The sequence below is a fragment of the Actinokineospora diospyrosa genome, from assembly GCF_024171925.1.
GTDB classification, from domain to species: domain Bacteria; phylum Actinomycetota; class Actinomycetes; order Mycobacteriales; family Pseudonocardiaceae; genus Actinokineospora; species Actinokineospora diospyrosa.
Genome location: NZ_JAMTCO010000007.1, coordinates 477,463 through 494,416 on the forward strand (window position 1 = coordinate 477,463; position 16,954 = coordinate 494,416).

At 70.3% G+C, this 16,954-nt stretch carries 15 protein-coding genes and 2 pseudogenes; 15 read left to right on the plus strand and 2 right to left on the minus strand.

From position 1 onward, the window contains the following. Nucleotides 1-21 precede the first annotated feature (21 nt). From LV75_RS16115 to LV75_RS16170, 12 genes and pseudogenes are all read left to right on the plus strand, one after another. Nucleotides 22-324 (plus strand): annotated as a pseudogene (locus LV75_RS16115) (GTP cyclohydrolase I); the annotation flags it as partial. Between the two features lie 468 nt (nucleotides 325-792). Next, a pseudogene (gene folE, locus LV75_RS16120) lies at nucleotides 793-1,140 on the plus strand (GTP cyclohydrolase I); the annotation flags it as partial. Further along, nucleotides 1,137-1,970 (plus strand): dihydropteroate synthase, encoded by an 834-nt coding sequence (gene folP / locus LV75_RS16125; RefSeq protein ID WP_443612907.1) that lies wholly within the window; start codon nucleotides 1,137-1,139, stop codon nucleotides 1,968-1,970. The pseudogene folE and the gene folP, both read left to right, overlap by 4 nt. Beyond that, the gene (folB, locus tag LV75_RS16130) at nucleotides 1,967-2,332 is read left to right on the plus strand and encodes a dihydroneopterin aldolase (RefSeq protein WP_253887693.1); all 366 of its coding nucleotides are present in this window, start codon (nucleotides 1,967-1,969) and stop codon (nucleotides 2,330-2,332) included. The genes folP and folB overlap by 4 nt, the downstream gene beginning before the upstream one ends. Then, nucleotides 2,329-2,814, plus strand: a complete 486-nt coding sequence (folK, locus tag LV75_RS16135; protein WP_253887694.1) for a 2-amino-4-hydroxy-6-hydroxymethyldihydropteridine diphosphokinase — start codon at nucleotides 2,329-2,331, stop codon at nucleotides 2,812-2,814. Before folB ends, folK begins: the two co-directional genes overlap by 4 nt. Then, nucleotides 2,811-3,269, plus strand: a complete 459-nt coding sequence (locus LV75_RS16140) for a DUF3180 domain-containing protein (RefSeq protein ID WP_253887695.1) — start codon at nucleotides 2,811-2,813, stop codon at nucleotides 3,267-3,269. The genes folK and LV75_RS16140 overlap by 4 nt, the downstream gene beginning before the upstream one ends. Before the next feature lie 55 nt (nucleotides 3,270-3,324). Beyond that, on the plus strand, nucleotides 3,325-5,301 hold the full coding sequence (locus LV75_RS16145; RefSeq protein WP_253887696.1) for a DUF6779 domain-containing protein: 1,977 nt from the start codon (nucleotides 3,325-3,327) through the stop codon (nucleotides 5,299-5,301). A gap of 30 nt (nucleotides 5,302-5,331) precedes the next feature. Continuing rightward, nucleotides 5,332-6,486 carry a PrsW family intramembrane metalloprotease gene (locus LV75_RS16150; RefSeq protein WP_253887697.1) on the plus strand — a complete coding sequence of 385 codons (1,155 nt, stop codon included), beginning with the start codon at nucleotides 5,332-5,334 and terminating at the stop codon, nucleotides 6,484-6,486. Nucleotides 6,487-6,630: 144 nt separating this feature from the next. Further along, nucleotides 6,631-7,521: a Rossmann-like and DUF2520 domain-containing protein gene (locus tag LV75_RS16155; protein WP_253887698.1), complete on the plus strand. Its 891-nt coding sequence runs from the start codon at nucleotides 6,631-6,633 to the stop codon at nucleotides 7,519-7,521. Next, complete coding sequence (gene panC, locus LV75_RS16160) at nucleotides 7,518-8,405, plus strand: pantoate--beta-alanine ligase (protein ID WP_253887699.1); 888 nt, start codon at nucleotides 7,518-7,520, stop codon at nucleotides 8,403-8,405. The genes LV75_RS16155 and panC overlap by 4 nt, the downstream gene beginning before the upstream one ends. Before the next feature lie 12 nt (nucleotides 8,406-8,417). Then, the gene (gene panD, locus LV75_RS16165; RefSeq protein ID WP_253887700.1) at nucleotides 8,418-8,888 is read left to right on the plus strand and encodes an aspartate 1-decarboxylase; all 471 of its coding nucleotides are present in this window, start codon (nucleotides 8,418-8,420) and stop codon (nucleotides 8,886-8,888) included. Between the two features lie 2 nt (nucleotides 8,889-8,890). After that, nucleotides 8,891-9,667, plus strand: a complete 777-nt coding sequence (locus LV75_RS16170) for a type III pantothenate kinase (protein WP_253887701.1) — start codon at nucleotides 8,891-8,893, stop codon at nucleotides 9,665-9,667. Between the two features lie 867 nt (nucleotides 9,668-10,534). On the opposite strand, the gene LV75_RS16175 is transcribed toward LV75_RS16170, so the two are convergent. After that, on the minus strand, nucleotides 10,535-11,260 hold the full coding sequence (locus tag LV75_RS16175) for a class I SAM-dependent methyltransferase (RefSeq protein ID WP_253887702.1): 726 nt from the start codon (nucleotides 11,258-11,260) through the stop codon (nucleotides 10,535-10,537). 127 nt (nucleotides 11,261-11,387) lie between these two features. On the opposite strand from LV75_RS16175, the gene lysS reads away from it, so the two are divergent. Both lysS and LV75_RS16185 read left to right on the plus strand, forming a co-directional pair. Further along, nucleotides 11,388-12,842 carry a lysine--tRNA ligase gene (gene lysS / locus LV75_RS16180; protein ID WP_253887745.1) on the plus strand — a complete coding sequence of 485 codons (1,455 nt, stop codon included), beginning with the start codon at nucleotides 11,388-11,390 and terminating at the stop codon, nucleotides 12,840-12,842. 185 nt (nucleotides 12,843-13,027) lie between these two features. Further along, nucleotides 13,028-13,360 carry a histone-like nucleoid-structuring protein Lsr2 gene (locus tag LV75_RS16185; protein ID WP_253887703.1) on the plus strand — a complete coding sequence of 111 codons (333 nt, stop codon included), beginning with the start codon at nucleotides 13,028-13,030 and terminating at the stop codon, nucleotides 13,358-13,360. 169 nt (nucleotides 13,361-13,529) lie between these two features. Here the strand turns inward: LV75_RS16185 and LV75_RS16190 are convergent, their stop codons facing one another. After that, entirely contained in the window at nucleotides 13,530-14,363 is an 834-nt protein-coding gene (locus LV75_RS16190) for a (2Fe-2S)-binding protein (RefSeq protein ID WP_253887704.1), read from the minus strand. A 372-nt stretch (nucleotides 14,364-14,735) separates the two neighbouring features. Between LV75_RS16190 and LV75_RS16195 the strand changes: the two genes are divergently transcribed. Then, nucleotides 14,736-16,954, plus strand: a 2,219-nt coding sequence (locus LV75_RS16195) for an ATP-dependent Clp protease ATP-binding subunit (protein ID WP_253887705.1), incomplete at its 3' end; no start/stop codon positions are given.

Consider the following 16,954-nt stretch of genomic DNA (forward strand, 5'->3'; position numbering starts at 1 on the left):
CGCGACGATCCGGAGGTACCGATGACAACCAGCCGCGACCGGGTCGGGACGTTCAGCACCCGCGACGTCCCGACCCCGGCGTTCGACCAGGATCGGGCCGAGAAGGCGATCCGCGAGCTGTTGCTCGCCTGCGGCGAGGACCCCGACCGGGAAGGCCTGCTGGAGACCCCCGCCCGGGTCGCCCGCGCCTACTCGGAGCTCTTCGCGGGCCTCTACACCGAGCCGGATGCGGTGCTGGACAAGACTTTCGACGAGAGCCACGACGAGCTCGTGCTCGTCACCGACATCCCGATGTACTCGACCTGCGTGCCGCACGGACAGCCGGTGGACGCCCCCGGCGGGCCGGTGGCCGCCCAGGACGTGCGGGTCGGCGATCCACTGTGGACCCTGGTGGGCGGTCGCCGGGTGGAGACGAACGTGATCGGCGTCACCGCGAAGCGCTCGCGCGAGCTGGTCGAGGTCACCACGACCGCGGGTGTGTTCACCGTCACCGCCGACCACCCGCTGGCCACCCCGCGCGGCTGGGCCGAGGCCAAGGACGTCGCCGGGTCCCATGTGGAGTGGACCGGGACCGCCGCCCCCGCCCGCGAGCTGGTCACCGTCGGCTCGCCAGGCGCGGACGCGCAGTGGTTGCTGCGCCACGGTTTCCCCCGTGAGCACGCGACCACGCTCGGTCAGTCCGAATGGGCCGGTGTGCTCTCGGTGCGCGCGGTGGCCGCCGAGGCGACCGTGTACAGCTTCACCTGCGACCCGCACCCGACGTTCCTGATCGCCGGGCACCTCACGCACAACTGCGAGCACCACCTGGTGCCCTTCCACGGCCACGCCCACGTCGGCTACATCCCCAACGAGAAGGGCAGCGTCACCGGACTGTCCAAACTGGCCAGGTTGGTCGACCTCTACGCCAAGCGCCCGCAGGTGCAGGAGCGGCTGACCTCGCAGGTCGCCGACGCGCTGGTGCGCAAGCTTCAGCCGCGCGGGGTGATCGTCGTCATCGAGGCCGAGCACCTGTGCATGGCCATGCGCGGCATCCGCAAGCCGGGCGCCCGGACCACCACCTCGGCGCTGCGCGGGCTGCTCAAGACCTCGCCGTCCACCAGGGCCGAGGCCATCCAATTGATCAACGGGCGGAGCCGGTGACCCTGCTGCCCACTCCCGGCCGGTGCGCGGTCATGGGTGTGCTCAACGTGACCCCCGACTCGTTCTCCGACGGGGGCCGCTACCTGCACCTCGACGACGCCGTCGAGCACGGGGTGCGGATCTGGCGCGGCGGGGCCGACCTGGTCGACGTCGGCGGTGAGTCGACCCGCCCCGGCGCGCAGCGGGTCGACGCGGACACCGAGATCGCCCGGGTGGTCCCGGTGATCAAGGCGCTCGCCGGGGCAGGCGTGCAGGTCAGCGTGGACACCACCCGGGCAAAGGTGGCCGAGGCCGCCATCGCCGCGGGCGCGGTGGTGATCAACGACGTGTCCGGTGGCCTCGCCGACCCGGACATGGCCAGGGTCGCCGCCGACAGCGGGGTGCCGTGGATCCTGATGCACTGGCGCGGGCACAGCCGCGACATGGACGCGCTCGCCGAGTACACCGACGTGGTCGCCGAGGTCCGCGCCGAGCTGCTGGCCAGGGTCGACGCCGCGCTGACCGCCGGTGTCGCCGAGCGGGCCATTGCGATCGACCCCGGTATCGGCTTCGCCAAGAACAGCGACCACAACTGGGCGCTGCTGCGCGACCTCGGCGCCCTGCTCGACCTGGGGTTCCCGGTGCTGCTGGGGGTCTCGCGCAAGCGGTTCCTCGGCAAGCTGCTCGCCGAGGGGGACGGCACCCCGCGGCCCCCGCGCGGTCGGGAGGACGCCACCGCAGCGGTCTCCGCGATCGCGGCCGCCGCGGGCGTCTGGGGGGTGCGGGTGCACGACGTGCGGCGCTCGCTGGACGCGGTGGCCGTCGCTGCCGCGATGACGGGAGCCAGATGACCGACCGGATCACCCTCACCGGCCTGCGCGTGCGCGGCAACCACGGTGTCTTCGACCACGAGAAGCGCGACGGGCAGGACTTCGTCGTCGACATCACGCTGTGGCTCGACCTGCGCGCGGCGGCGGCGACCGACGACCTGCGGCACACCGTGCACTACGGCGAGCTGGCCGAACGCGCGGCCGCGGTGGTCGCCGGGCAGTCGCGCGACCTCATCGAGACCGTCGCCGCCGAGATCGCCGACGGCGAGATGGCCGACGAACGCGTGCTCGCCGTCGAGGTCACCGTGCACAAGCCCGCTGCGCCGATCCCGCTGAGCTTTGCCGATGTGGCGGTCACCGTGCGCCGCTCCCGACGCCAGTGAGCCGCGCTGTTCTCTCACTCGGGTCCAACCTGGGGGACAGGTTGGCCAATCTGCGCATCGCCGTGGACGGGCTCGCCGAGGTTCTTGTCGCTGTCTCGCCGGTCTACGAGACGGCCGCGTGGGGGGTAACCGACCAGCCCGACTTTCTCAATGCGGTGTGCGTGGTGGATGACCCCGGCACGGACGCGTGGGGATGGCTGCGTCGTGGACAGGCGCTAGAGAACGCTGCGGGGCGGGTGCGCGAGTTGCGGTGGGGTCCGCGGACGTTGGATGTGGACGTTGTCGTGGTGGACGACGTAGTCAGCTCCGATCCGGAGTTGGTGCTACCGCATCCGGGCACCCACGAACGCGCCACAGTGTTGATCCCCTGGCTCGACATCGACCCAGAGGCGATCGTGCCCGGTCGCGGTAGGGCTGACGCGTTGTTGGCCGCTTTGGACGCTGACGGAGTGCGTAGACGCGACGACTTGGAGCTGCGATGAGGTTCACCAAGGCCCGCGACCTGGTACCTGCCGCGATCATCGGCGCGGTCGTCGGCTACCTCGCGTTGCGCCAGTTCTACGGGGACCTGCCGCCCTTGCCACGACTTGCCGGAATCACCCTGTTGGTGCTGGCCATTGTGGAAGCCCTGTTCGGGTTCGGTTTGCGTAGCCGGATCAAGGCGGGCAAGCCGATCCAGGCGCTGAGCGCGGCCCGCGCGGTCGCCCTCGCGAAGGCGTCCTCCCTGCTCGGCGCGATCATGCTGGGCGCCTGGTTGGGCGTCCTCGGCTACGTCGTACCGGAGAGTGCCCAGGTCGACGCGGCTCGCCACGACGTCGCCAGCGCCGTCGTCGGCGTGGTCTGCGCGGCGGCGCTGATCGGCGGCGCGCTCTGGCTGGAGTTCTGCTGTCGCACCCCGCCCGACCACGATGACCAGCGTCGACCCTCGATCGGGTGAACCTTGCCCCCGCCATTTGATCTCGCTGAGGTAACGGACAGGTACGGTAGGCACCATGACGGGCCGGACCGACCCCCCAGCGCAGGGCTCCAGCGCCGCGCGCGCCCTGCTGCTCGCCGCTTTAGGCCTGGCCCTGGCCTCGACCGCGGTGCTGGTCCTCAGCGACTCACTGCGGTGGATGCGGCTGGGCGTGGTCGCCGCGCTCTGGGCCGCCCTAGCCGGGGCCTTCCTCGCTGCCCGCTACCGGAGGCAGGTCGCCGACCGCGCTGAAGAGGCCGCTGAGCTGCAGCACGTGTACGAGCTGGAGCTCGAACGCGAAGTCGCCGCGCGCCGCGAATACGAACTCGAGGTCGAGGCCACCACTCGACGCAAGGTAGAAGAAGAGACCGCAGGCGACCTTGACGCACTGCGCGAGGAGCTCAAGAACCTCCGCCAGAGCCTGGAAGTCCTTCTTGGTGGTGGTGAGGTTTTCGTCGAACGCTTTGCCCTGCACGCTGAGGCGACCCGGATGCGGGGTCTTGAAGGCGGCGCTATCGCGGCCCGGCAGAGCAATCAGGTCCGCCACATCACCGCGGCGGGCGAGCCAGACACCCAACTCATCGGCCGCGTCCCCCGTCCACCGTGGACAGGGGAGGAGGAGCCGGACCGCATCGACCCGGACTGGACCCCGTCCTGGGAGTCGTCGCGCCAGGCCCCCATCCCCGCGCAGAACCGCGCCAAGCCCGGCCGTCCCGGCCCGCAGCCCCAGCGCAGCTTGACCCCGGGTCGCCAGGACGCCGAGGCCGCGCCGGTCCGCCGGGAACCCGCCCGCGCGGACGTCAGCCAGGAGATCGCCCGGCCCGCTGCGCGCGGCCCCGAGGTGAGCCAGCAGGTGCCGGTGCGGCAGCAGCCCGCCGCGCAGCAGCGCGGCCCCGCGCGCAGGCCGGAGAACGGCCAGGACGCCGACCCCGCCGCCCGACCCCGCCCCGCCGCAGCCAACGGTGCCCGCCCCGGGCCCGAGGTCAGCCAGGAGTTCGGCCCGGTGCGCCGCGAGGCCAATGGCGCGCAGCCCCGGGTGCAGCGCGGCCCCGAGGTCAGCCAAGAGTTCGGACCCGTTCGGCGGGAGGCCAGCGGTGCCGCGCGCGGCCCCCAGGTGAGCCAGGAGTTCGCCGTGGCCCGTCGCGAGGGGACTGGTGCCGCTCCCGGGTCTCAAGCCAGCCAGGAGTTCGCTGCTGCGTCGCGTGAGGCCAATGGCGCCATGCCTGGCTCTCAGGCGAGTCAGCAGTTCGCTGCCGTCCGCCGTGAGGCCAATGGCGCGCCTGGCGCCCAGGTGAGTCAGCAGTTCGCTGCGGTTCGCCACGACCCGCGCGGTCCGCAGGTGAGTCAAGAGTTCGCCGCGGTTCGCCGTGAGCCCAATGGAGCCGCGCCTGGGCCTCAGGTGAGCCAGCAGTTCGCTGCTGTCTCCCGCGAAGCCAACGGTGCCGCGCCTGGTTCTCAGCCGAGTCAGGAGTTCACTGCTGCGCGCCGCGAGCCCAACGGCGCCGCACCGAGGCCCAATGGCGCTCCGCAGGTGGATTTCGCCGCGGTGCGGCCCAGCCCTCCGGACTTCAGTTCTGCGCGCCCCAGTCCGCAGGTAAGCCAAGAGGCCGCCCGTCGGCAGCCCGAGCAGTACCCCCCGGCCCGCCTCTCGCCCCCGGAGCCTGCACCCAAGCCCGTCCCCGCTGCGGCCCGTGAGACAGCGGCCCGTGAGACCCCGCCCGTGCACCGCCCCCGCGCCGCCGAGCGCACCGAGGTCGCGATGCGGCCCGCGCCCGAGCCGGGTGGCCGCAGGCGCGCGGTGACCGGCACGTTTCCCCCGGTCAACGCCCAGGCGGAGAGCGACACCGGCGGTCGGCGCCGACGGGCCGAAGGGGCCCCGACCTGGCAGGAAGCCATCGCCCCTGAGCCGGAGGACACCGGCTCGCACACCTCCGGCAAGTCCGTCAGCGAACTCCTCGCCGCACATGGGACCGGGAACGCGCCGCGCAGGCACCGCCGCCGTGGCGAGGAGTGACCGGCGGGGTTGGCCCTAAGATCGTTTGTCGTGTCTGACGGGGTTCCGCGGCGGCACCTCCCGCGGCGGTTGACGGTTCTGTTGCCGGTGGCGGGGTTGCTCGTCCTAGCCGGGTGTGGGTTGACGCTGCTCGCGCTCAGCACCGCCCGGGTCGGCTGGGTGGCCGAGGCGGTCGGGGTGGCTGGCGCGCTGCTGCCGGTCGGACCGGTGGTGGCGGCGTTCCTGTGGGTGGACCGGTGGGAACCGGAACCGGCCAGGTTGCTCTGGCTCGCCTTCGGCTGGGGCGCCTGCGTCGCGACCATCACCGCGCTGCTGATCAACAACACCGCCGAGGCGGTCGGCGACCTGCTGCTCGGCAAGGGCGGCGGCGACAAGATCAGCGCCATGGTGTCCGCCCCGCTGGTCGAGGAGGGCGTCAAGGGCGCCTTCGTGCTGGGCATCCTGCTGTTCCTGCGCGAGGAGTTCGACGGCGTCATCGACGGCATCGTCTACGCCGGACTGGTCGCCGCCGGGTTCGCCTTCACCGAGAACATCTACTACTTTGGCCGCGCGTTCGCCGAGTACGGCTTCGGCGACAGCACCTCGCCCGGGGTGGTGGCCGCGTTCATCCTGCGCGGGGTCCTCTCCCCGTTCACCCACCCGCTGTTCACCGTCATGATCGGCATCGGGATCGGGGTGGCCGCCAGGTCGGCGACCAAGCGGGCCCGGGTCCTGGCCCCGCTGCTGGGCTACCTCGCCGCCGTCGTGTTGCACGCGCTGTGGAACACGACCGCCACCATCGGTACCGCGAACACCTTCCTGACCGTGTACTTCCTGGTGATGGTCCCGCTGTTCGGCGCGGTCGTGTACTTCGTGCACTGGCACCGCAAACGCGAGCAGCGGATCGTCGCCGCCGGGTTGCCCGCCATGGTCGACGCCGGGCTCATCGTCGTGTCCGAAGTGGACCTGCTGGCCAGCATGAAGGGCCGCAAGAGCTGGCGTTCGCGGGTGCGCGCCCAGTCCGGTCCGCACGCGGCGCGGGCGGTGGAGGACTACCAGTCCGCGGTCAGCGAACTGGCCTTCCTCCGGCACGCCATGGCCGCCGGCAGCGCGGGGATCGACGCCGCAGGCCGGGAGGCGCGGCTGCTCGACGTGGTCCGGCAGGCCCGCCGCAAGGCGGTCGATGTGGCGCGCGCGACCCGGTGAAGCGCGTCACCCGGAGCTCACCCGCGGCGCGCGCGACGGCTACTCTCGCGTCGTCGTCCGGTACCCGCGCCGTTGCGGGACTGGAACGAGGCTAGGGAGCTTGTTCGCCATGTCTTCGGTGCCGCGCGTGAAGGCCGGTCGCTCATGAGCAGGCCAGCTCGGCTGTCGGTGGGGGTCGTGTCCGCCGGTCGGGTCGGTGCCGTGCTCGGGGCCGCCCTCGCCCGCGCCGGGCACACCGTGACCGCGGTGTCCGCCGTGTCGCGCGAATCGCTGCGCCGCGCCGAGCAACTGCTGCCCGGGGCCGCCGTGCTCCCGCCCGACCAGGTCGCCGCGCAGGCTGACCTCGTGTTGCTCGCCATCCCCGACGACGCCCTGCCCGGCATGGTCCGCGGGCTCGCCGCCGCGGGCGCGCTGCGGCCGGGCCAGATCGTGGTGCACACCTGCGGCGCGCACGGCGTCGAGGTGCTCGAACCGGCCGCTGAACACGGCGCCCTCGGCCTGGCGCTGCACCCGGTGATGACCTTCACCGGCCGCGAGGAGGACCTGCAGCGCATCGTCGCGTGCAGCTTCGGGATCACCGCGGCCGACGGCGACGACGTGGCCTGGAACGTGGCCGAGGCGCTGGTCGTGGAGATGGGCGCCGAGCCGGTGCGGGTCCCCGCGGCCGCCCGACCGCTCTACCACACGGCCCTCGCGCACGGCGCGAACCACCTGGTCACCCTGGTCGGCGAGTGCGTGGACCTGCTGCGCGCGGCCGGGGTCGCGACCCCGGAGCGGCTGCTCGGTCCGCTGCTGTCCGCCGCACTGGACAACGCCTTGCGCCACGGCGATCGCGCCCTCACCGGCCCGGTCGCGCGCGGTGACGCGGGCACCGTCGCCCGGCACGTCAAGGTCCTCGCCGAGCAGGCCCCGCACATGCTGCCCGCCTACCGCGCCCTGGCGATGCGCACCGTCGGCCGGGCCACCGAGGCGGGCCTGCTGCGCCCCGACCTGGCCCCCGAGGTCACCGCCGCGATCGAGGAAGAGACCCCATGAGGCCCAGCTTCACCCCAGGCAAGCTGCACGTGCACACCTCCCCGGAGGAGCTGGGCAAGACCACCCGGGCCCTGCGCGCGACCGGCCGCAAGATCGCGTTCGTGCCCACCATGGGCGCGCTGCACGAGGGCCACCGCGAGCTGCTCAGCCGCGCCCGCCGGATCCCGAACACGGTCCTGGTGGTGTCGATCTTCGTGAACCCGCTGCAGTTCGGCGCGGGCGAGGACTTCGAGCGCTACCCGCGGCCGCTGGAGGCCGACCTGGAGGTGTGCGAGGCCGAGCGCGCGGAGCTGGTGTTCACCCCGCAGCGCGAGGCCCTGTACCCCGAGGGCGCGCAGGTCACCGTCCACCCCGGACCGCTGGGCGCCGAGCTGGAGGGCGCCGTCCGGCCGGGGCACTTCGCAGGCGTGCTGACCGTGGTGGCGAAGCTGTTCAACATCGTCCGCCCGGACTACGCGCTGTTCGGCGAGAAGGACTTCCAGCAGCTCGTGCTGATCAAGAAGATGGTCCGCGACCTGGACATGGACGCGCACGTCGTCGGCATCCCCACGGTCCGCGAGCGCGACGGCCTCGCCAAGTCCTCCCGCAACGCCTACCTCGACCCCGACCAGCGCACCGCGGCGACCGCGCTGTCGGCCGCGCTCACCGCCGGGGCCCACGCGGGCGCCCAGGGCGCTCAGGCCGTGCTCGCCGCGGCCGGTGCCGTCCTGGCGGGCACCCCCGAGCTCGAGGTCGACTACCTCGCGCTGCGCGGGCCCGACCTCGGCCCCGCCCCCGAGCGGGGCGAGGCCAGGCTGCTGGTCGCCGCCCGGCTCGGCGGCACCCGGCTCATCGACAACGTCGGCCTGCTGCTGGGCGGCGCCGACCTCGGAACGCACGGATAGGAGAGGTCCGCGATGTTGCGCACGATGCTCAAGTCCAAGATCCACCGGGCCACCGTCACCCAGGCCGACCTGCACTACGTCGGCTCGGTGACCATCGACCCGGTCCTGCTGGAGGCCGCCGACCTGCTCCCGGGGGAGAAGGTCGCCATCGTCGACGTCACCAACGGCGCCCGCCTGGAGACCTACGTCATCGAGGGCGAGCGGCACAGCGGCGTCATCGGCATCAACGGCGCGGCCGCGCACCTGGTGCACCCCGGTGACCTGGTCATCCTCATCGCCTACGGCGTGATGGACACCGCGGAGGCCGCCACCTACGAACCCAAGGTCGTCTTCGTCGACGCCGACAACCGCATCGCCCACCTCGGCACCGACGCCGCGCACGCCCCGGCCGACTCCGGCCTGCTCAGCGGCGCGGTCACCGAACCCCCCGCCGAAACCGCCGACGCGGCCAAGCTCGACGCCCTCCTCGCGCCAGAGAGCTGACCTTGCTCCTCACCATCGACGTCGGCAACACCAACATCGCCCTCGGCGTCCACGACGGCGACCAGCTCCTGCGGGACTGGCGGATGCGCACCGACGCCAGGATCACCGCCGACGAGCTGGCGATGACCATGCGCGGCCTCCTCGGCCAGCACGCCGACGCCATCACCGGCATCGCCGCCCTCTCGACGGTGCCCGCCGTCCTGCGCGAACTGCGCGGCATGCTCACCCGGTACCACCAGGGCGTCCACCGGGTGATCGTCGAACCCGGCGTCCGCACCGGCGTCCCCCTCCTGGTGGACAACCCCAAGGAGGTGGGCGCCGACCGGATCATCAACACCCTCGCCGCCCACCACCTCTACAACACCGCCTGCATCGTGGTCGACTTCGGCACCTCCACCAACATCGACGTGATCTCCACCAAAGGCGAATTCCTCGGCGGCGTCTTCATGCCAGGAATAGAAATCTCCGTCGACGCCCTGGCCGACCGCGCCGCCGCCCTCCGCAAGGTGGAAATGGTCCGCCCCCGCTCGGTGATCGGGAAAAACACCGTGGAATGCCTCCAATCCGGCATCATGTTCGGCTTCGCAGGCCAAGTAGACGGCCTGGTCCGCCGAATAACCACCGAACTCTCCCGCTCCGGCCACACCGGCCCCACCACCGTAATAGCCACCGGCGGCCTGGCCCCCCTCGTAGTAGACGAGGCGGAGACCATCGAGCACCACCACCCCGAACTAACCCTCCTGGGCCTGCGCCTGGTCTTCGAGCGCAACCGCCGCTAGGTCACCGCCGCCCACTACGGCACCAAGAACTGCCCCATCTACTGGACGCGCCTTAAGGACAACGGCGTAAAAGCCGCTGGACACTCGGAGCCCCCGGTGCCAACCGACTGCCGTCAGGTCCGCCCCAACCCACAGTGCCAGCCCCTGGACCCCCGGACCCGGCGGTGCCAGCCCGCTCCCCGTCAGGTCCGCCCCAACCCACCAACCCAGCCCCCGACACCCGGAACTCGCTGGTGCCAACCGCCCCACGCAAGATCATCTGCCGCAAGAGCCCCCGATATACAGCCTATTGACGGATCCCGACAGAACCGGGGCAGCGACCAGCAGGGCCTGTGGACAACAAGCCACGTTGTGGACAACCACCCGTCAGCCCACCCGGCCCAATCCCCGGACAATCGGGCCCTGCGGTGCCAACCTGCCCCCCGTCAGGTCCGCCCCAGCCCACCCACTCAGCCCCTGGACAGTCGGACCCTGCGGTGCCAGCCCGCTCCCCGTCAGGTCCGCCCCAACCTACCTACCCAGCGCCTGGACACTCGGACCGGCCGGTGCCATCCCAGCCCGCTCTCGGCTGCCCTGCCAACCCAGCACCTGGACAGTCGGACTCGCTGGTGCCAAGTGCTCGATGGGGTGGACCTGTTTTGTGTGGGGGGACGGCACCCGTAGCGTCGTTCAGCGGCAGGGCCTGCTTTTGGGCCCCTGCTTTGCGGTTCTGCCACGGGTGTCGTAGGGGCCCCGCGCAAAACAGGTCCACCGCATCGAGCTTTTCCGCATTGTCGCGGATCGGGCCCGAGGTTGCCGCCAGGCAACGAGGCGTCCGATCCGGGTGGCCGAGGTTGCCGCCAGGCAACGAGGCCGACCGATCCGACCCTAAACCCGCACAGCCTTAACCCCTGACGTAACAATCGGCCGCTCAAACTCCCCCTGCGACGTCTCCGCCCTCGACCACAAATACGTCCGCAACTTGTCGAACAACGCCACCCGCTCCGCCTCCTCAATCACCAGCATCCGCGAATGCGTCCCCAAACTGGCCAGCATCGACTCAACCGTCCGCCGCTGCGAATGCCGCCAAGTCTCCCGCGACGCCTCCCCCAACCGCTCGTGCCGCGGCGTGTGCTCCCCGTGCGGCGCATCCCCGACCAGCTCAGCCAGCCCAGCCACCCACGGCACACTCACGTCGTCGTAATTCCACAGCGCCCCGAAGACCCCACCCGGTCGCAACACCCGCGTGATCTCCGTCAACGCCTCAGGCGTGTCGAACCAGTGGAACGCCTGCCCCGTCACCACCACGTCGAACGACGCGTCCGGGAACGGGATCTCCTCCGCCGTCCCCTTGCGCGCGTGCACGTCCGGCAGCAAGCGGATGAGTTCCGCGCGCATCAGGTCATCCGGCTCGACCGCCGTGACCTCCAGGCCGAACTCCAGCAGCGTCTCGGTGAGCTTGCCGGTGCCCGCCGCGAGGTCCAGGACGCGGGTGTGGTCGCCGACCACCCACTCGACGGCCTCGTCCGGGTAGCGGGGGCGGTGCCGGGCGTAGGCGACCGCGTTGGTCCCGAAGGACGCGGCCCGCTTGGTGAACGAGTCGGGATCCTGCATGGACCAACCGTATCCATGGCGGGTGTGGATACCCGTTTGGGTCGTCAACGGTGGTCTCCGTACCCTTCCCTGCGTGACCGACGAGCTGCCCACAGACCCCGCGACCGGCGAAGACCTGCCTGAGCAGATGCGTATCCGCCGCGAGAAGCGCGCGCGGCTGCTGGCCGAGGGCGTCGACCCGTACCCGGTAGAGCTGCCTCGCACGCATAGCCTCGCCGAGGTCCGCGCCGCCTACCCGGACCTGGCCGCGGACACGGCCACCGGTGACAAGGTGGGTGTCACGGGCCGGGTCATGTTCATCCGGAACACGGGCAAGCTCTGCTTCGCGACCCTGCGCGAGGGCGACGGCACCGAGCTGCAGGCCATGCTCAGCCTCAACAACGTCGGCGAGGCCGCGCTCACCGCCTGGAAGTCCGACGTCGACCTCGGTGACCACGTGTTCATCGCGGGCGAGGTCATCACCTCCCGGCGCGGCGAGCTGTCCGTGCTCGCCGACGAGTGGCGGCTGGCGGCCAAGTCGCTGCGCCCGCTGCCGGTCGCGCACAAGGACCTGGCCGAGGAGACCCGGATCCGCCAGCGCTACGTCGACCTGATCCTGCGCCCGCGCGCCCGCGACACCGTGCGCAGCCGGGCCGCGGTGGTCCGGTCGCTGCGGGAGAGCTTCCACAACCGCGGCTTCATCGAGGTCGAGACCCCGATGCTGCAGACCATGCACGGCGGCGCGACGGCCCGGCCGTTCGTCACCAAGTCCAACGCGATGGACATGGACCTGTTCCTGCGCATCGCCCCGGAGCTCTACCTCAAGCGCTGCGTGGTCGGCGGCCTGGAGAAGGTCTTCGAGATCAACCGCAACTTCCGCAACGAGGGCAGCGACTCCTCGCACTCGCCGGAGTTCGCGATGCTGGAGTACTACGAGGCCTACGCGACCTACGACAGCAACGCGGTGATGACCAGGCAGCTGATCCAGGAGGCCGCCGACGCGGTCTTCGGCAGCCAGGTCGTCACCCTCGCCGACGGCACCGAGTACGACCTGTCCGGCGAGTGGACCACGCTGACCATGTACGAGTCGCTGTCCACCGCGCTCGGCACCGAGATCACCCCCGACACCCCCGCTGACCTGCTGCGCAAGCACGCCGCGGGCCTCGAGCTCGACGTCGACCCGAAGTACGGGCACGGCAAGCTCGTCGAGGAGCTGTGGGAGCACCTGGTGGGGGATCACCTGCACGCGCCGACGTTCGTGCGCGATTTCCCGGTGGAGACCTCGCCGCTGACCCGCCAGCACCGCAGCAGGCCGGGCGTCGCGGAAAAGTGGGATCTCTACGTGCGCGGATTCGAGCTGGCCACCGGCTACTCCGAACTGGTGGACCCGGTGGTGGAACGGGAACGGCTCGAGGATCAGTCGCGACTGGGCGCCGCCGGTGATGACGAGGCCATGCGCCTCGATGAGGACTTTCTGCGTGCGCTGGAGTACGGAATGCCACCGTCGGGCGGGGTGGGAATGGGTGTTGATCGGCTGTTGATGGCCCTCACCGGTCTCGGCATCCGGGAGACGATCCTGTTCCCCCTGGTCCGCCCGGAATGACCCGTTCGGGTATCAGGCACTAACGCAATCCGCTGGATTTGCGCTAGCCTGCCGGTGGCAAGTATTTCTCCCAGTTGCCGTTGCTCACCGACGAGCCAGTTCACTTGGCGACGGGTTGTGCACCACGCGTTATGCGCGGGTCCGACCAGCGGGGGAGCGGGCAGTTCCACGCCGGAGGAGGCGCGATGGCGCAGAGGGTCACGGTTTCGCTGGTTGACGACCTCGATGGTTCGGAGGCCGAGGAGACCGTAGAGTTCGGGCTGGATGGCGCCGCTTACCAGATCGATCTCTCCACCGACAACGCCGAGAAGTTGCGCGACATACTCGCCGACTTCCTCGAGCACGCGCGCCGTTCCGGGGGGCGCAAGCGCCCACCCGGTCGCGCGCCGCGAACGGCGACAGCCGACCGCGAGCAGAACCAGGCGATTCGCGAGTGGGCGCGCAAGCAGGGGATGAAGGTCTCCGACCGCGGCCGAATCCCGACCGAGGTTCTGGACGCGTACAACGAGCAGGCGTGAGCAGCACCACCCAGGCATAAGAGGCTGCCGCCCGGTTTGGGGCGGCAGCCTCTTGCGCTTTCAGTCGTACTTTGTTAACGCATTCGGGCTGGCCGTTCTGGTGATTCCCAGAGTGATCCGGTGGATACCGCACCGGGAATCACCAGAATTCACTGGAGATCACCTTTGGTTACCGCGCGGGTTCGGTTTTGCGACCGAGGCGGGGGCAGGACGCGCAGGTGCCCTGGCCCTCGGCGAGCAGGTAGTGGAAACAGCAGCTCTCCCGCCGCCGCGCCCACTCCCCGGTCGGCTGCGGGCGCAGGGTGGAGCCGGAGGTGAACGGCGCGGGCCCGTCCCCGAGCACCAGGGCGGCGTCGAGCACGCCCTCGGTCTCCGTGCCGCCGTAGCGGCCCGCGAGCCACAGGGAGCTGTCCAGCACGTCGGTGGCCGCCGCCCACAGCATCCGCTTGCCCAGCCGCACCTGGGGCCCGTAGACCTCCACGAACCGGGCGGCGTGCGCGGCGAAGCGACCCCGCAGCAACGCGGCCAGCGCGTGCTCGTCGGGCACCACTGTGGCCTCCGGCACACCTGCCGCCGGGTCGTCGGGCAGGCAGACGAACCGGGGGGACAGCACGGCGATCGCGTCCGGGTGCGGCCGCGGCTCGGCCATCCGGAAGGCCAGGTCAGCGGGGCGCAGCGAGGGGATGCGGCGCTCGTGGTGGAACAACAGGCCCGCGAGGTACCCGGGGACCCACAGGTACCAAGTCATCACGTAGCCGGCTGTGGTCCGATCGGGGGAATCCGAGTACTTGTCCCGCAGCCACCCGGCCAGGCCGTCGCGCCACTGGTCGAAGGCGCCCGGGGTGCGCAGGAACTCGTCGCAGCCGACCCACCGATCGGGTCCTTCCGGCAGACCGAACCGCAGCTGCGCGCGCGACTGCCGCGGATTAACCCGGGCGAGTGACTCCGCCAGGTGGGCGTGCTGTCCGCGCGCCGCAACGGCGGTCCGGTAGCCCGCGGTCATCGCGCACTTCCCGGGCCGGATTCCGCCCAACGGAGGCTCAGGTTGCTCCGCACGGTCCCCTCCTTCCTGGGCCTTCCGCTAGGTGAGGCATGCCTTACCTTACCCGGTCCGACCGGGTCGTGGTCATCTCCTGACAAGAAGCTGCCCGGCCTGGGCAGGTACCTCTGTTCGCGCTGAGCGGACACGCCACGCCTTGCGGAATCTCCCCACGTACCCGCACGTTGGACAGACGAGAAGGGATCGGCAGAGCTGGGCACCGGCCGCGAGTGGCACTGAAGGCCGGGGTCGGGCCTACTACAGTGGTCTCACGGTGCTGACTCCACGTGCAGGACGTGGACAAGGGCCGCCGGCGCAGCTGTCAGGGAGTGGCGAATGTTCGAGAGGTTCACCGACCGCGCGAGGCGGGTGGTCGTTCTGGCTCAGGAAGAGGCCAGGATGCTTAACCACAATTACATCGGCACTGAGCACATTTTGCTTGGGTTGATCCACGAGGGTGAGGGTGTCGCGGCGAAGGCTCTCGAGTCGCTGGGCATCGCGTTGGAGGGTGTGCGTCAGCAGGTCGAGGAGATCATCGGTCAGGGTCAGCACGCGCCGTCGGGGCATATTCCGTTCACGCCGCGGGCGAAGAAGGTTTTGGAGTTGTCGCTGCGTGAGGCGTTGCAGTTGGGGCACAACTACATCGGGACCGAGCACATCCTGTTGGGGTTGATTCGTGAGGGCGAGGGGGTCGCCGCCCAGGTCCTGGTGAAGCTCGGGGCTGATTTGAATCGTGTGCGTCAGCAGGTCCTGCAGCTGCTGTCGGGGTATTCGCAGGGTGGTAAGGAGTCCACGGAGACGGGTGGGCGGGGTGAGGGGACGCCGTCGTCGTCGTTGGTGTTGGACCAGTTCGGTCGGAACCTGACCGCGTCGGCGCGTGAGGGCAAGCTGGATCCGGTGATCGGGCGGACGAAGGAGATCGAGCGGGTGATGCAGGTGCTGTCGCGGCGCACCAAGAACAATCCCGTGTTGATCGGCGAGCCCGGTGTGGGCAAGACCGCGGTGGTCGAGGGTCTGGCGCAGATGGTGGTCAAGGGGGAGGTGCCGGAGACGCTGAAGGACAAGCAGCTCTACACCCTCGACCTCGGGTCCCTGGTCGCCGGGTCCCGCTACCGCGGTGACTTTGAGGAGCGGTTGAAGAAGGTCCTCAAGGAGATCAAGACCCGCGGTGACATCATCCTGTTCATCGACGAGATCCACACGTTGGTGGGTGCGGGTGCGGCGGAGGGCGCGATCGACGCCGCCTCCATTCTGAAGCCGATGTTGGCGCGGGGTGAGTTGCAGACCATCGGCGCGACCACGTTGGACGAGTACCGCAAGTACGTGGAGAAGGACCCCGCCCTGGAGCGCCGGTTCCAGCCGATCCAGGTGGGTGAGCCGTCGCTGGAGCACACGATCGAGATCCTCAAGGGTCTGCGCGACCGCTACGAGGCGCATCACCGGGTGACGATCACCGACGCCGCCCTGGTCGCGGCCGCCACCCTGGCGGATCGTTACATCAACGACCGGTTCCTGCCGGACAAGGCGATCGACCTGATCGACGAGGCCGGCGCGCGGATGCGGATCCGCCGGATGACGGCGCCGCCGGATCTGCGGGAGTTCGACGAGAAGATCGCCGATGTGCGTCGGGAGAAGGAATCGGCGATCGACGCCCAGGACTTCGAACGCGCCGCGAAGCTGCGCGACAACGAAAAGCAACTCCTCAGCCAGAAGGCGGAGCGGGAGAAGCAGTGGAAGGACGGCGACCTCGATGTGGTCGCCGAGGTCGACGACGAGCAGATCGCCGAGGTCCTCGCCAACTGGACCGGGATCCCCGTCTTCAAGCTGACCGAAGAGGAGACCTCCCGGCTGCTGCGCATGGAGGACGAGCTCCACAAGCGGATCATCGGCCAGGAGGACGCCGTCAAGGCCGTCTCCCAGGCCATCCGCCGCACCCGGGCGGGGTTGAAGGACCCGAAGCGCCCGTCGGGGTCGTTCATTTTCGCGGGGCCCTCGGGTGTGGGTAAGACGGAGTTGTCGAAGGCGCTGGCGAACTTCCTGTTCGGCGAGGACGACGCCCTGATCCAGATCGACATGGGCGAGTTCCACGACCGCTACACCGCCTCCCGCCTCTTCGGCGCACCCCCCGGCTACGTCGGCTACGAAGAGGGCGGGCAGCTGACGGAGAAGGTCCGCCGCAAGCCGTTCAGTGTGGTGTTGTTCGACGAGATCGAGAAGGCCCACCAGGAGGTCTACAACACCCTCCTGCAAGTCCTCGAAGACGGCCGGCTGACCGATGGGCAGGGGCGGACGGTGGACTTCAAGAACACCGTCATCATCTTCACCTCCAACCTCGGCACCCAGGACATCTCCAAAGCCGTCGGCCTCGGCTTCACCTCCGGCACCGACACCGGGTCGAACTATGAGCGGATGAAGAACAAGGTCAACGACGAGCTGAAGAAACACTTCCGCCCCGAGTTCCTCAACCGCATCGACGACATCATCGTCTTCCACCAACTCAACGAACAACAGATCATCACCATGGTCGACCTGATGATCGCCCGCGTCGAAACCCA

Coding starts and splice junctions, on each gene's coding strand:
- LV75_RS16185 (WP_253887703.1), top strand. CDS start 13,028: ATGGCGCAGAGGGTCACGGTTTCGCTGGTTGACGACCTCGATGGTTCG.
- panD (WP_253887700.1), top strand. CDS start 8,418: ATGTTGCGCACGATGCTCAAGTCCAAGATCCACCGGGCCACCGTCACC.
- LV75_RS16140 (WP_253887695.1), top strand. CDS start 2,811: ATGAGGTTCACCAAGGCCCGCGACCTGGTACCTGCCGCGATCATCGGC.
- LV75_RS16145 (WP_253887696.1), top strand. CDS start 3,325: ATGACGGGCCGGACCGACCCCCCAGCGCAGGGCTCCAGCGCCGCGCGC.
- LV75_RS16155 (WP_253887698.1), top strand. CDS start 6,631: ATGAGCAGGCCAGCTCGGCTGTCGGTGGGGGTCGTGTCCGCCGGTCGG.
- panC (WP_253887699.1), top strand. CDS start 7,518: ATGAGGCCCAGCTTCACCCCAGGCAAGCTGCACGTGCACACCTCCCCG.
- folB (WP_253887693.1), top strand. CDS start 1,967: ATGACCGACCGGATCACCCTCACCGGCCTGCGCGTGCGCGGCAACCAC.
- LV75_RS16190 (WP_253887704.1), bottom strand. CDS start 14,363: ATGACCGCGGGCTACCGGACCGCCGTTGCGGCGCGCGGACAGCACGCC.
- lysS (WP_253887745.1), top strand. CDS start 11,388: ATGCGTATCCGCCGCGAGAAGCGCGCGCGGCTGCTGGCCGAGGGCGTC.
- LV75_RS16175 (WP_253887702.1), bottom strand. CDS start 11,260: ATGCAGGATCCCGACTCGTTCACCAAGCGGGCCGCGTCCTTCGGGACC.